Raw genomic sequence first — 13,280 nt, 5'->3', positions numbered from 1 at the left:
ATCAGACACGTGCGTTCCCTCCTTCAGGTTTCATTTTCTTTGCGTTGGGGTGGTTGGTGGGCGGCATTTCCAGCGGGTTTCCGACCTTCTCGCGCCGCCTTATCTGCCGGATGACAACGGGGCACTTGGCCTTGGACTGGTACAGGACCTGGCAATGCAGGCAGTCGACGCATTCATTCGGGTTGATCTCGCCGGTTGGGTGGATCGCCTGCACCGGGCATTCGTTCGCGCAGATCTGGCAGGGCGATCCGCATTCCTTGTAGCGGCGCAGCCAGTCGAACATCCGCATCCGCGCCGGGATCGCCAGCGCGCCGCCGAGCGGGCAGAGATAGCGGCAGTAGAACCGCTCCACGAACAGGCCGGCGACCAGCAACGACACGGCGAAGACGACGAAGGGCCAGTCGCGCACGAATTTCAGGATGATCGCGGTCTTGAACGGCTCCACCTCGGCCAGATGTTCCGCGGTCGGGATCGAGGCCAGCGAGACGCCGAACAGCCCCAGGAAGATCATGTACTTGATCGGCCAGAGCCGTTCATGCAGCCCCCACGGCAGTTCCCATTGCGGCAGCCTGAAGAACCGCGCGATCTGGTTTGTGAGTTCCTGAAGTGCGCCGAACGGACAGAGCCAGCCGCAATAGGCCCCGCGCCCCCAGAAGAGCAGCGCGGCGGCGACAGCGAACCACTGGATGAAGACCAGCGGGTCCATCAGGAAGGCGTCCCAGGTGAAGCCCGCGCGCATCTGCCCGGCCAGTGCCATCAGGTTGACGACCGAGAGCTGCGCATTTGCGTACCAGCCGACGAACACCAGCGTCATCGTCAGGTACCCGATGCGGAACCAGTAGAAGACGCGGGCATTCACCGTCGCCTGGAACTGGAAGAAGAAGGTCGCTGTCAGAACAAGCAACATCACGCACAGAACAGCGATCTCGACCGTCTTGTCCTTCCAGATCCGCTGCCAGAGCGCGGCCTTGGCGGCGGCTTCATCCCCGGGCGCATCAACCGCTTTCGGCGTCGCCGCCGGCAGCAGGTAGCGCTCAGGCAAGTTGTAGCCGAGATCGAATGTCAGGAAGCTTTTCTCGATGGCCCCGACGGCTCGCTGGACCAGCAGTTGCAGGCGGAACGGCTCGGCGGGATCGAACCCGGCATCGGCGGGGATCCGGAACAGGTCCATCTCGGAGAATGTCGGAGCATCGCCGGTTGCCAGATCGCCAAGTCGCCGGTGTTGCTTGTCGAAGAAGCGCACGGAACTGTCGCCCTGGATCAACTGGATTCGGTCGAAGATGCCGCCGCGCACATAGCCGGACCCCTTGAAGGAATAGGTGCCACGCCCGAGTACGAGGATCGCGTGCTCGCCTTCCTCCAGCCATTCCGTGAGGTTGCGGTATTCGTTGTCGCCCAGAAGCGACCGGCCGATAGAGGGCACCGAAACCAGCGCCATGTGCATATCGATGAAGGTATCGCCCGGCTCGCCCGCTTCTGGCCGCTTGATGGCGCGTTCGTCGCCCGTCTCCTCGAAGGCCGCGTTGACTTTTCCGACATCGAGTGTCAGGCGCCGAATCGAGCCGTCGCCCGACAGAAACTTCCAATTCTCCGTGCCGGTGATGGACAGGTCCAGTTCGCGCTTCGGCCCGGTCGTTTCCAGCGCCAGCCCGCCAAGGCCGAGTGCGCGGGCAACCTTCAAACCGCCACGAACGATGGAATCGTCGATCACGATGATCGTGACTGTCGCGCCCGAGATGATGTCGAGATCATGCGCAGAGCCGCCCGCCTCGGCCTCGGCCTTCAGATCCAGCCCGGCATAGGACTCGGTAAGCGCCTTCACCTTGCGGTCGGGGATGCCGATCAGAACAATGGGTTCCGAGTGCTTGACCAGTTGCACGCCGGTCAGCACGGCATCGTCATCGACTGCCGCGACGACGTGAATCGGCTTGCCGGAATATCCTGTCGTGCTGACGAAATCCGATGTGAGAAACGCCCATGCAACCCGTTCACCGCCTTTCAGCAAGGGGGCGACGGAGATGTCGTCCCGCACAGGACCGAAGGAATCGGCCTCGGGATGAAAATCGGAAGCTGTCAGGTTGGGAAGGAAGCTGGCGAGGGTTTCGGCGGCTGCGCGGTCTGCCTGAGTACCGATAACGGCGAGCGTGAGGCCGAAAACCCAAAGCCAGAAGGTGAAGGCGCGTTTCATATCCATCGCGCCCTCCCCTCGGTAAGGGGCGGCCCCATGAACGGAATTATAGACAAGTCTGTTGCCTTTTCGCTGCGGAGCGGGGGAGCGCGGTTGTCTGCCCAGAACTGGGCCGGATTGTCTTTGACCGGCTGTGTAGCAATCCAATCGGGCCGGACTGCATGGCCAGTTTCCCGGATTGTCCGGAACTGAGCCGGCTGATCACCGAGAGCGACGTTCGCACAGAGCTGACAATCGTCACACTCCGGACAAGGAGCATCTTCGGGATCGATCACGTTCCCATCGGCATCGATGCGAAGCACCAAGACACCGGATTCGGAACAGATCTCGACCAGGTCGCCACCGGCATAGGCTGCGGCCGGTACAGGCAACATTGCCTGCATGACCACAAGCATGCAGAGCAAGACGGCAAGGAGTTTCCGCTTGCTCCTTTGCAGCCGCTGCTGCGTTCCGGGGATATGCGAGTGTTGCTGCATCCTGACCCAAATCGAGTGCTTCACTTTTCAACAACACTGAATCCGAGGCGGCATCCTTGACTTTTGTTAAGATCCTTCTTGCAAGAAATATCTGATTGCGTTGTGCCTTGGCGAAGCGGTCGGCACAGGTCCGCCTTCAGGAACTAGGGTGCGATCAGGCCCTGGTCCCCACGACAGCCCCCAAACGGCACCGACTTTCCAAGGTCGGATTGTGACGATCCGCGAAGAAGAGCGGTCATGTCGGAGGTTGATACAGTAGAGCCGGGTCTGGCGAAGAAAGTGCCTCAGGCTCTTTGGGCTGGCGCGCCGGGGCCGGCGGCGCTGCAAAAGAAGTTGAGACGGACCAGATTCTACTGCTTTTTCGAGCAGTTATGTCGTTGCGTCGCCACGAAGGTGTGAGCCTCCCCTCGGCAGCCCCACTTGAGTGGTCTGACAGCTGATGTGGATGGCGCTTGTGGAAGCCAGCAGCTTAATTTGCGTTTGCCCCGAAAACCTAGGCCGCAAGTCATTGAAATTGATTGGTGCCCGAGGAGAGATTCGAACTCTCACGCCCGCTAGGACGGGGGATTTTGAATCCTTCGAAGAGCTATTGAACGCAAAGGACTTTTCTAGGGGAAATTTGGCAAATACCATTCAAAATAAAGCCTATTGTGTGTCTACTAGGATTTCAGTATCAGTTGAGTGCCAGCCATATATCAGGCTGGTTTGTCTACTGGTTGTCTACTGGAATCGAGAATGCCCACTGTCAGCATCACCCAGGCGCTCCGCGCCGATACTCCGCGCAAGGTATCCCTCCCCGAGGGCGCCGACACGCTTATCCTGTCCGATACGAGCCTGAGGGGGTTCCGCCTGCGGGTGAACCGTACAGGCTGCGCCTGGGCGTTCTACGGGCGCGTAAAAGGTGGGAAGCAGCGCTACATCACGATCGGCGATGCAGGCGTGATGCCCGCGAAGGCCGCTCGCATCCGCGCCGAGGAGCTGCGATCCCTGTTCCGTCAGGGGATCGACCCTGTCGCAGAGGAGGAGACGCGCAAGGCCCAGGAGGTAACGGTCGCCAAGATCGCCGACGAGTATCTCCGGCTGTTCGAGGCCGGCGGATTGTCAAAGCAGCGAAAGATCCCCCGTCCGGATTCCATCAAGAGCGAGAAGAAGGACGCGCGGCGGGCGATCGGGCTCCTGGGTGCCGATACGCCCATCTCGAGCATCACCCCCGTGACGATCCGCAAGGCGCACCTGAAACTGGCAGACCTGGCGCCCAGCTCCAGGAAGAAGATCCACGGAGTCATCCACCGGATGCTCCGGCTTGCTGTCACGCTGGGCCTGCTCGAGTCCAACCCCGCCGATGCCGTCGAGGCGCCACTTGGAAGCATCCAGCGTGAGCGGTTCCTCTCGCCCGAGGAGATCAAGGCAGTCTGGGAAACATGCGACCAGATGGGCCGCTACGGGCGCCTGGTGCGGTTCCTGATCGCGATGCCCGTTCGAACCTCCATCGCCCGTGAGTTGCATTACTCCAACGTCGATCTCGGCAAGCAGTTGATCCGCGTGGGCGCCGATGCACGCGGCAACAAGAGCCGCAGGCCCTGGGCCCTGCCACTCAACGACATCGCCTTCGGGGTGGTGGGCGAGGGCGAGGGCTACGTCTTCGACGGCGACCGAGGCCCGATGGTCAGCCTGTCATCAGCCGCCAAGGCGAAACTCGATCACCTCTCAGGTGTGACAGGCTGGCAGCTTCATGACTTGCGCCGCACCGCCTCGACGCTGACGGGCGAGGAGGTCGAGACGATCGACGAGGATGCCTTCGACCTGTGGCTGATGCACGTCCGGTCAGGGATCAAGGGCACATACCAGAGTTCTGCGCGGGTCGCTGCGATGCGGACTGCCGCGCGCCAATGGGGGCAGGTCCTGGGCGACATCATCGGGCACGAGACCGCCGACAATGTCGTGAGGCTCGCTCATGGATAGGATCGAGGCCAGCCGACGCGTCTGGGAAGCCTGCCGTCAGGACCCGCTCCTGCGCGACGCGATCAATATCCTGCTCGCCGAGGCGCGCGATGCCAGGACGGAACTGGACGCGATGGCCGCCCAATACCATGCCCGCGACCTGGGCAAGACGGGCGGGCGCCCACGCGTGATCGATTGGGCCCGCGTCTTCGCGCTCGACGCCACGCTCGACTCGGGCATCCACCGAAAGAGCGAACGGGCAGCCAGGATCCGCCGGAAGATGAAGGAAGAGGGCCTCTCACCCGTTCCAAGTCATGACGAACTGCAACGGCGCCTGCCCACCAGGCGCTGATTTTGCCGCGCGCGGCAAAGAACATACCATGAACAAAAAAGATTGGGGCTAAGGCTCCTTACTCCCAAAAAATTTGATTTATCCATGCCTCCATGACGATTCGGAGGCACGTACAATGACGACAACACGCCCCCTGCTGAAGCAGGACCAGGCCGCTGCCTATCTGCTCGAGACGTGGAATTTCGAGATGAAGGTCTCGACACTCCAGACCAAGCGAACCAGCGGCGAGGGCCCGCGTTACACACGCAATGGCCGCACCCCCCTCTACGATCCCGACGACCTTGATGCCTGGGTGAAAGCCCAGCCGAAATACGAGGCCGTCATTGATGAACCCTGGAGCGAGACGCAGAAGGCGGCCCGCGCAAACGAAGAAAGGAAAGCAGGATGACCCACCGCGTAGTCATAGTGCATCCGCACGTTGGGGACTCGTCCTGGCACGAAGGCGAGCGTGACGTGCTCAAGCTCAACGAGGAGGGAGCGGTCTATCTCCGCGATTTCGCGACCCAGGCGGAGGCCGACGCCTACCGCGCGGGCATCTATGATGGCAACGGCGGAGACGAGCCGTTCGAGGTCAATCCGGATGAGATGACCCACCTCGACCAGATCGTTGCAGCCCAGGACCTGTACCGAGAGTCTAACGCGTTGCAGGCCCGCGCATGGGCCATCCTGAAAGGCATGGATCCCGAAAGGTAGAACGCCGCCCACGAGGGGCGGCGGTCATGAGCCGTCGTCGGACCACTACCAATAGCCTGGACGCAGACCGTTTATACAACAGTTTGCGTCTGGCTCCAACATCGAGGGACAGACGCAATGGATGCGCAGGCGACCCACATAGGAGAATCAACCTTCCCGATAGGATTTGGTAGCGGCGACACGCACGCCACCACCCTCGGCGACGGGAGCAAGAACACCCGCGAGGCCGCCGGGACACCCTACGAGACCATCGGTTGGAGCGATATCGTCTGCTGGGCGATGGATCCTCCCTCGGTTCCGAAGATCAACGGTCCATGGATGCTATGTGGCTCCTACGCAGGTCCCGAGGCGCGCAACCATGCGACCCAGCGCGAGCAGGGAATGTTTGGCGTTTTGGCGGCGGACATCGACGCGGGGGACCCCCCGGTGGGGCGCGTCATCGCCGCGGCGCAGGCCTGCGTAGGGCGCGGCGTCGAGGCCCTCGTCTACGCCTCGCGCGGCGCGAAACCCACCGAGCGGAAGTGGCGGGTGCTGATCCCGCTGGCCCAGCCCCTCGACGGTGACACCTGGGCCAAGGCGCAGTGGAACTTCTTCGACAGGCTGATGGACAAGGGCCTGATAATCGACCCCGTCCTCGCAAGGCCAGGGCAGCTCTGCTTTTTGCCGAATAAGGGCGACTACTATCACTACGAGTGGATTTCGGGCGACTTCCTCACCCTCGACGAGGGGCACTCGCTCCTGAAGGAGCGCGAGGTCGAGGTCGAGGACACGAAGAAGTGGATCACGTCGCGTTCCGCCATCGTGATGATCGACATCTTCAATAGGCGGAACCCGATCGAGGACCTGCTGGCCAGGTATGGCTATGTACAGGAAGTCCGCAACGGCACCACTACGGACAACTGGCGCTCGCCGATGCAGACGAGCGAGTCCTTCGCGACGAGGAACTTCCACACACACTGGGTCAGCATGAGTTGGGCCGACCGCGACGCGAAGATCGGCGCGAAGCACAAGATCGACTACGTCTGGGGCGACAGCTTCGATTTGTTCGTGTTCTTCGAGCACAAGAACGAAATGGGCGCCGCGATGAAGGAGCTGCGGGCCCGCCAGCGGCTCACGAACCCAGCGCAAGCCCTCGACGTGGATGCGCTCCGCGCATTCCTTGCACGGAGGGAAGTGTGATGGAGTTCGATTACGACGAGGAGCTGGTGCAGATCGTGATCCAGCCCCGCCGGTTCTGGGAGCCGCTCGCGGCTGACCTGGCCCAGAAGAGCCGCGAGGCCGGGCACAGCCGATCGAAGGCCAGCGTCATGGGTGACTTGAAGCGGCTACACAAGCAGTCCAACGGGGGGATCCCCGACGATGGTCACAGGGTGGCGACAGCGACGCTGAGCGAGGTCTGGCAGAGCGACGAGCTGATGTTCTGCCACGACGGCCGTTTTTGGGAATGGAGCGGACGCGTCTGGATGACCAGGTCCTGGGAGCAGGTGGATTCGAGTATCTCTGCCGTCGCCGAGGGGATGCACGCTAGCCTCGACCTGGAGCGGTTCACCTTCGACTCCGTCGTCCAGCAGGCGAGCAAGCTTTTGCGGAAGATGGTCACCCAACACGGTGATCCCCTCGGGATCGATGCCAAGCCGCCGTCGGTGTTGAACCTGCTGAACGGCGAGTTGGACATGGAGACGATGGAGTTCCACGAGGGCCACCGGAAAGAGAGCTACATGACCCGTGCGGTGGATGTCGCCTTCGATCCGAAGGCGGAGGCACCAGTCTTCCAGCAGGCTCTCATAGAGATGATGGGCGGCGACCGGGAAATGGCGCGGCACTTGGAGGAGTTGCTCTCCATCGTGGTCTCCCCCCGGAAGCTCTTCCCAGCGTTCTTGTTGTTCGTCGGCGACGGGAGCAACGGGAAGACGAAGCTGTCGGAGATCATGATCAAGTTCCTTGGTTCGGCGGCCAGGTGCGCGCCGATATCGAGCCTGACAGTGAACCAGTTCAGCCTGGGTGTGCTCCTGGGAAAGATCGCCTTCGTTGATGACGATCTCGATCATGGCGCGCCTTTCCCCATCGCCACCGTCAAGAAGATTAGCGAGCCGAAGCGGCTTGGATCCGAGGCCAAGCGTGGGGCGCAGTTCGACTTCTGGTGCGAGGTCACGCCGATGGTTCTGGCCAACGACTTCCCCCCGGTCAGGGATACATCGTTCGGGTTTGAGCGCCGCGCGTATGTCGTGCGGTTCGACGAGACGTTCTACCTGCCCCACCAGATCGCCGAGGCGGCCGAGAAGCTGGATGTTGATCCGGCAACGTTGAGAGTCGCGGATGAGCAGCTACCCGCGAAGTTGGAAGCGGAAATGAGCGGGATCCTCAACGTCCTGATCGCAGCGCGCCAGCGGGTCGTCGATCGGGGCGGCCTGGACGAGCCCCTGCGAGGGAAGCTCGCGCGCCAGGAGTGGAGGGAAGCTGCGGACTCGGTCCTCGCCTTCGTGCGTTCGGAGATGGTCCAGAAGCCGGACGCCCGCATCAAGATGACGACGTTCCGGGAGCGGTACACGGACTGGTGCAAGGAGAACAAATACGAGCCCAAATCAACCAGGAAGATCACGGCCGCGCTCAGGCACGCTGGGTACAGGATCACCACCCCGCAAGGCAGCCAATACCTGAAAGGCTACCAGTTCAAGATCACGCTGGAGGCCGACAAAATGGAGGCCAGGAGGGCGCGAAACCGACGGGTGGTGGCCGATGCCGTCGCGCGGAAGGCAAATGGTTCGAAATCCACGAATAACCCCACTTAACCCCACCTATGTCCCACCTACTAAAGGTCAATAACATGCTGTTATTAATAGTGAAATTTTTAGTAGGTGGGATAGGTGGGCTTGTTCACTATTCAATTATTCTCACACCACCATCACACACCCTTATACCTGAAGTACAATGGGATACACGATTTCTAATAGGCTGTATATCACCCCCCAAAATGCCCACTTAGCCCACCTATTCCGGTTAGTCTTTTAATTTCAATTAGATAACAGGTTGGCCTACGGCCCGTCTGTAGCAGCCAAAAAACACGGAGGAAACGCCCCCCGCATAGGAGACCAGACACCAAACGGAGACCAAAATGAACGACCAGACTACCCGCCGCAGGCCGATTTTGACCCTGAAACTCCCCTCCACCACGACGGAGGCCAGGCTCCAGGAGGTCGCCCAACAAGCTGCCAGGCAGAAGCGCCTGGGCGCCTGGAAGGCAAGCCGTGACGACATCATGGCGGACCTGGCAGCCCGCTTCCCCGCCGCCTTCGGCAAGCGTTCCAAGATCCTACCGCTCGCGCGCGGCATCCATCGTGCCCTCGCCGAGGCCTGCCCGGATCTCGACCTCTGGACCATCAAACAAGCCTGCCAGCGCCGCACCACCTGGGCGCCCTACCTCGAGGCCCTCGCTGCTGACGGCTCCACCCGTTACCTCCTCGACGGATCCCCGGCTCCAGGCGACCGCGGAACCGTGACCGATGACGAGCGCCAGCACGCCCAGCGCCTCCTGAAGCGGAGGGTGAAGAAATGACCCTCCGCATCCTTTTTGCCTGCGAATATTCAGGCACCGTCGGCGATGCCTTCACCCGCGCAGGCCACGATGTACTGACGTGCGACGTCCTGCCGACCGAAAGCGCCATCACCCCGCATCACCAGGGTGACGTACTGCCATTCCTCCGCGAGCGCTGGGACCTCGTGATCGCCCACCCTCCATGCACCTATCTGGCCAACAGCGGCGTGCGGTGGCGGGTAGAGCGGCAAGAATGGGCCGAGGTCCGCGCGGGCGCGGAGTTCTTCACCGCCTGTCTCAACGCGAACGCGTACTGCGTGGCTGTCGAGAATCCGGTTCACCACAAATACGCGCGCGAGATCATCGGACGCGGGCCCGATTTCACCCTCCAGCCATGGCAGCATGGCGACGACGAGAGGAAGCGTACATGCTTCTGGCTCAGAGGCGGGCTGTCGCCTCTTGTGCCTACAAGCGATCTCGACGGCTCCACAGCGGAGGTCCGCGTGCATCGCATGCCGCCATCCGCCGACCGCCAGAAAGAGCGCTCGCGGTTCTTTCCGGGTGTTGCGGCAGCGATGGCCAACCAGTGGGCCGACCAGGCCCTGTTCCTGAAGGATCTGCGTTCATGAACCGCCCTCAAGACAACTTCCAGCTCCGCGAGGCGATGGCCCGTCGCTTCTCCAGCGACGTGCTCAGCCTGGTCCAGACATCGAGTAAGCGCGACCTCGACAAGATCTCGAAGGACATTGACAAGATGGGCAAGCGCCGGTCGCTCAAGGCGCTCCAGCGTTTTGCCCGACGGATCCGATCGGTGACAACCCTGGCCCTGGTATCCAGGTCTCGCAACTCGCTGTTGATCTATCAGTTGTCAGACGTTGGGGTTGATCACCTGGTAGGCCTGTCAGCCGCTGAACGATGACCAGCGGCGCCTGCTCGATCGGGCGAAAACAGACGGCCTTGTCGCAGCCTGGCTGGCCTATTTCGGAGTGCGGACGGATGACTGAAGACGACCTGAGGGGTTTGATGGAGCGGGAAGACCGCGCGATCGCTCGCCGTCACAAGGCCCACCGCAGGCGTGGCGAGGCCCTCGTCGAGGACGCGGTTCTCCTGCATCGCGGGAGCGTGGGACAGACGCGGGCGCGTCAGGCAACAATGCGACCTGTGCCACCGCCTGCACCCGTCCGCGAAACGCCAGAAAGAGCCCAACAAGTCCTGTTCTCCCCCTCCACCGGCAGTAGGGGCAAAGTCATTGATCGCAGGGGGGGTATTTCAGAAATGAGAGCTTGGGGACCCCAGCACCGCGCAGGGGTGCTTTCTACGCAGAAAACTTTCCAAATTATCACTCAAATTGTGCTATATAGCGAAAGAAACGGCGACTTGATGATAGATAATGGAAACTTACGATTGGAGTTGACCGCCGATGACCACTTCCAAACGCCGCAAGATCGCCGCTCTCCCGAGTTCTGGCTGGCCGGCCCCAACTGTCCGGCTCGACACCGAGGGCCTGAACTACCGCAACGCCCTTATCGCCACCCTGAGCGCCATGCGTTCGCTCCTCCCATCGGATTTCCGGGTTATAGACGCAACGGCGCGGATGGATCAGAACTATCGCATGTGGGAGGGCTTGATCGACGAGGCCCATCTGTTGTCGCTCTCAATTGCCGATCTAGCCAAGGCGCAACAGAAGGCCGAGAGCGCCAGCCGTGCTCACCGCGCCCATCTCGAATCCCTTGACCTGGCCGGCAAACGTATCGGCGTCCGGCGGGCTCAGCACGTCGCTTCGCAAGTCGGCGCAGCGGATCCTGAGGATGAATGGGACGCGATCCTCAACGCTGATGTCAGTGAATTTGGACCGGGCGGCCGCTTCCACGGCCACTAATCGCCGGCCACCGGCTTTCGGCCTTTCGCGCCGTCGCCGCCAAACTTCTGGTTCCGCTCGACAGCCAACTGCCGCCGCCCGATGGCGTAGCTTTCCGCCAGCATCAGGTCCCCGAGCCGCTCCTCCCAGCCTTTTCTCATCCATCCGATACGCATCGTTTGGCCAGAGTGGTCTGTAATCATCTCATCGGACCTTCTGGCTCATAACCTGAAGGTCGTAGGTTCAAACCCTACCCCCGCAACCAGAAATCCTACACGATATCAAATACTTGAATTCGGCTTCGCCCGATCAAGTTTTTGATGTCGCGTTTTACATCAACGCCACCTCAACGTTTGACGAGTCCACTATTCGGAACCGTAGGAATTGTCGCTTAGCAGGTGCAAATGTGCTGTTGCAGGCCTGTTCGGACGCCGATGCTATCACTTAAACGTTGGTAGGATGCTCGGCCCTTCGACCGACCGACTGGATCCCGTCCGAACGACTCGAAGCGGACTCCCGGGGCTACAGATCGCTCGGACAAAGTCCGTTTTGGTTGCGACGCGACCGGCCGAGGCTGTGTGGAAACTCAGGTCTTGTTGTTGGTTCTTGGGCGTGAGGTAGGAATTTTGGCCAATGATGCCGATTTGGCGGCTCTGACCTTTTGGAGCGACCTCTGACGGCTCCCGGTGGGCATTGTGTGCGGGTTTTCCTGCGAGATGGGAACCTATGGCCCCTCAGGTCGCCATCGCCTTCAATAGCTGGCCCACGCCGATCATGTTGATCACGCGCTTTATGTTGTAGGCGAGAACGTGGAGCGCCATTTCAGTGCGGACGTTCCTGAGCCTTCGCGTCTGGAAGTGGGTGGCACCCATCCAGGCCTTGATCGTGCCGAAGGGATGCTCGACGGTGCATCGCCGCTTTCTCATCAGGTCCGGTGTCTCGTCCATTCGGGCAAACATCGCCTCGATCAGATGCTCATGTTCCCACCGGGTGATCCGGCGCTCCTTGCCCGTCGTGCAGCGCTCTTTCAGCAGGCAATACTGGCAGTCGTTCTGCCAATAGCGGCGATACGAGAGCCCGTTTTCCTCACGGCTGTAGCGATAAGTCAGCGCCTTGCCTGCCGGGCAGATGTAGGTGTCGGTCGCAGTGTCGTAGGTGAAGTCCAGCTTCACGAACATGCCCTTCTTGCGGTTGCCGGAAGTCTCGGGACGCGGCACAGTCGGGGTGATCCCTTCTTCATGGCATGCGAGAAACTCGGCGCTGCTGAAGTAGCCACGGTCGGCGATGACATGGAGTTCATCGGCTTTCAGGGCCGTCTTGGTAACCTTCGCCATTGGGGTGAGCTGGGTTCGGTCGTGGACGACATTGGTCACTTCGTGAGCAACGATGATATGGGTCTCGGTGTCGACCGCGGTCTGGACGTTGTAGCCCACGACCCCGGTACCCTTGCCGTAGGTCGCCATCGACCGAGCATCTGGATCGGTCAGCGAGATCTGACCGTCCGGTGTCTCCTTGAGCCGCCTGGCGATCCCGTTCAGCCGCTGTACCTCCTGGCGGACCCGGGCCAGCTTCTCCTTCAGGCGATCGATCTTGCGAAGCGTCGACTCGGATTGCTCCTTCCGGTCGGTCCGTTTCATCTCCTCCAGATACCGCGACGCGCTCTGCTCGAGATGGCTGATCCGAAGCTTCACCTTTCCTGCCGTGAAGTTCCGGTCCCGGTGGTTGACCGCCTTCATCTTGCTGCCATCAATGGCGACAGTTCCGGCCGACAAAACGCCGATCCGCCGGCATAGCTCCACAAACTTGGCGCAAGTCTTGCGAATAGCTGGACCGTTGCCTTTCCGGAAGTCCGCAATCGTCTTGTGATCCGGCACCAGCCTGCCGGTCAGCCACATCACTTCCACGTTGCGCCCTGCTTCCCGTTCAAGACGCCGGCTCGACGCAACCCGGTTCATGTAGCCATAGACGAAGAGCTTCAGCAGAACCGAAGGATGATAGCCAGGACGGCCCGTCTGCGCCGGTACCATCCGTACAAAACCAGCTTCCACCAGATCCAACGCGTCGACAAATGCATCAATCACTCGAACCGGATGGTCGTCTCCGATCCAGTCCTCCAACCGCTCCGGGAAAAACGTCACCTGCTCGCGGTCAACGCCCTCAATATAGCCCGACATGCCCGCCTCCGATTGTTGAAGACGAGTATACCCAAGGTTCGGGTTTTCACACAGCCTCGGCCCAAT

General features: G+C 61.2%; 14 protein-coding genes. 11 read left to right on the top strand and 3 right to left on the bottom strand.

The window, feature by feature from the left end:
* Window position 1: 1 nt before the first annotated feature.
* Window positions 2-2,194: a NosR/NirI family protein gene (locus BLR85_RS02235; protein ID WP_093148610.1), complete on the bottom strand. Its 2,193-nt coding sequence runs from the start codon at window positions 2,192-2,194 to the stop codon at window positions 2-4.
* Between the two features lie 155 nt (window positions 2,195-2,349).
* Here BLR85_RS02235 and BLR85_RS28375 point away from each other — a divergent pair, with 155 nt between their 5' ends.
* The 11 genes from BLR85_RS28375 (at window position 2,350) to BLR85_RS02180 (ending at window position 11,061) form a co-directional block, all read left to right on the top strand.
* Window positions 2,350-2,724, top strand: a complete 375-nt coding sequence (locus tag BLR85_RS28375; protein ID WP_139188288.1) for a hypothetical protein — start codon at window positions 2,350-2,352, stop codon at window positions 2,722-2,724.
* 675 nt (window positions 2,725-3,399) lie between these two features.
* Window positions 3,400-4,626, top strand: coding sequence for a tyrosine-type recombinase/integrase (locus BLR85_RS02225; protein ID WP_093148603.1), 1,227 nt, complete (start codon window positions 3,400-3,402; stop codon window positions 4,624-4,626).
* A complete protein-coding gene (locus BLR85_RS02220; protein ID WP_093148600.1) occupies window positions 4,619-4,957 on the top strand; it encodes a hypothetical protein in 339 nt (112 codons plus the stop codon). The genes BLR85_RS02225 and BLR85_RS02220 overlap by 8 nt, the downstream gene beginning before the upstream one ends.
* A 115-nt stretch (window positions 4,958-5,072) precedes the next feature.
* Window positions 5,073-5,345, top strand: coding sequence for a hypothetical protein (locus BLR85_RS02215; RefSeq protein WP_093148595.1), 273 nt, complete (start codon window positions 5,073-5,075; stop codon window positions 5,343-5,345).
* Window positions 5,342-5,650 (top strand): hypothetical protein, encoded by a 309-nt coding sequence (locus BLR85_RS02210; RefSeq protein WP_093148591.1) that lies wholly within the window; start codon window positions 5,342-5,344, stop codon window positions 5,648-5,650. The genes BLR85_RS02215 and BLR85_RS02210 overlap by 4 nt, the downstream gene beginning before the upstream one ends.
* 117 nt (window positions 5,651-5,767) lie before the next feature.
* Entirely contained in the window at window positions 5,768-6,829 is a 1,062-nt protein-coding gene (locus BLR85_RS02205) for a hypothetical protein (protein ID WP_093148586.1), read from the top strand.
* Window positions 6,829-8,439, top strand: a complete 1,611-nt coding sequence (locus tag BLR85_RS02200; RefSeq protein ID WP_093148581.1) for a DNA primase family protein — start codon at window positions 6,829-6,831, stop codon at window positions 8,437-8,439. The genes BLR85_RS02205 and BLR85_RS02200 overlap by 1 nt, the downstream gene beginning before the upstream one ends.
* Before the next feature lie 323 nt (window positions 8,440-8,762).
* On the top strand, window positions 8,763-9,203 hold the full coding sequence (locus BLR85_RS02195; RefSeq protein WP_093148578.1) for a ProQ/FINO family protein: 441 nt from the start codon (window positions 8,763-8,765) through the stop codon (window positions 9,201-9,203).
* Window positions 9,200-9,811 (top strand): hypothetical protein, encoded by a 612-nt coding sequence (locus BLR85_RS02190; protein WP_093148574.1) that lies wholly within the window; start codon window positions 9,200-9,202, stop codon window positions 9,809-9,811. Before BLR85_RS02195 ends, BLR85_RS02190 begins: the two co-directional genes overlap by 4 nt.
* Entirely contained in the window at window positions 9,808-10,101 is a 294-nt protein-coding gene (locus BLR85_RS02185) for a hypothetical protein (protein ID WP_093148570.1), read from the top strand. Before BLR85_RS02190 ends, BLR85_RS02185 begins: the two co-directional genes overlap by 4 nt.
* Window positions 10,102-10,602: 501 nt before the next feature.
* Window positions 10,603-11,061 carry a hypothetical protein gene (locus BLR85_RS02180; RefSeq protein ID WP_093148566.1) on the top strand — a complete coding sequence of 153 codons (459 nt, stop codon included), beginning with the start codon at window positions 10,603-10,605 and terminating at the stop codon, window positions 11,059-11,061.
* On the opposite strand, the gene BLR85_RS28990 is transcribed toward BLR85_RS02180, so the two are convergent.
* Both BLR85_RS28990 and BLR85_RS02175 read right to left on the bottom strand, forming a co-directional pair.
* Window positions 11,058-11,201, bottom strand: a complete 144-nt coding sequence (locus BLR85_RS28990) for a hypothetical protein (RefSeq protein ID WP_170844429.1) — start codon at window positions 11,199-11,201, stop codon at window positions 11,058-11,060. The genes BLR85_RS02180 and BLR85_RS28990 overlap by 4 nt on opposite strands.
* A 573-nt stretch (window positions 11,202-11,774) precedes the next feature.
* Window positions 11,775-13,214, bottom strand: coding sequence for an IS1182 family transposase (locus tag BLR85_RS02175; RefSeq protein WP_093148562.1), 1,440 nt, complete (start codon window positions 13,212-13,214; stop codon window positions 11,775-11,777).
* Between the last annotated feature and the right edge of the window lie 66 nt (window positions 13,215-13,280).

The sequence above is a fragment of the Aliiruegeria lutimaris genome (genome assembly GCF_900099935.1).
GTDB lineage: Bacteria > Pseudomonadota > Alphaproteobacteria > Rhodobacterales > Rhodobacteraceae > Tropicimonas > Tropicimonas lutimaris.
This window is presented reverse-complemented; position numbering and strand designations above follow the sequence as displayed.

Bases quoted from the DNA above. Each gene is read 5' to 3' on its own strand.
- BLR85_RS02235 (WP_093148610.1), bottom strand. From the start codon at position 2,194: ATGGATATGAAACGCGCCTTCACCTTCTGGCTTTGGGTTTTCGGCCTC.
- BLR85_RS28375 (WP_139188288.1), top strand. From the start codon at position 2,350: ATGGCCAGTTTCCCGGATTGTCCGGAACTGAGCCGGCTGATCACCGAG.
- BLR85_RS02225 (WP_093148603.1), top strand. From the start codon at position 3,400: ATGCCCACTGTCAGCATCACCCAGGCGCTCCGCGCCGATACTCCGCGC.
- BLR85_RS02220 (WP_093148600.1), top strand. From the start codon at position 4,619: ATGGATAGGATCGAGGCCAGCCGACGCGTCTGGGAAGCCTGCCGTCAG.
- BLR85_RS02215 (WP_093148595.1), top strand. From the start codon at position 5,073: ATGACGACAACACGCCCCCTGCTGAAGCAGGACCAGGCCGCTGCCTAT.
- BLR85_RS02210 (WP_093148591.1), top strand. From the start codon at position 5,342: ATGACCCACCGCGTAGTCATAGTGCATCCGCACGTTGGGGACTCGTCC.
- BLR85_RS02205 (WP_093148586.1), top strand. From the start codon at position 5,768: ATGGATGCGCAGGCGACCCACATAGGAGAATCAACCTTCCCGATAGGA.
- BLR85_RS02200 (WP_093148581.1), top strand. From the start codon at position 6,829: ATGGAGTTCGATTACGACGAGGAGCTGGTGCAGATCGTGATCCAGCCC.
- BLR85_RS02195 (WP_093148578.1), top strand. From the start codon at position 8,763: ATGAACGACCAGACTACCCGCCGCAGGCCGATTTTGACCCTGAAACTC.
- BLR85_RS02190 (WP_093148574.1), top strand. From the start codon at position 9,200: ATGACCCTCCGCATCCTTTTTGCCTGCGAATATTCAGGCACCGTCGGC.
- BLR85_RS02185 (WP_093148570.1), top strand. From the start codon at position 9,808: ATGAACCGCCCTCAAGACAACTTCCAGCTCCGCGAGGCGATGGCCCGT.
- BLR85_RS02180 (WP_093148566.1), top strand. From the start codon at position 10,603: ATGACCACTTCCAAACGCCGCAAGATCGCCGCTCTCCCGAGTTCTGGC.
- BLR85_RS28990 (WP_170844429.1), bottom strand. From the start codon at position 11,201: ATGAGAAAAGGCTGGGAGGAGCGGCTCGGGGACCTGATGCTGGCGGAA.
- BLR85_RS02175 (WP_093148562.1), bottom strand. From the start codon at position 13,214: ATGTCGGGCTATATTGAGGGCGTTGACCGCGAGCAGGTGACGTTTTTC.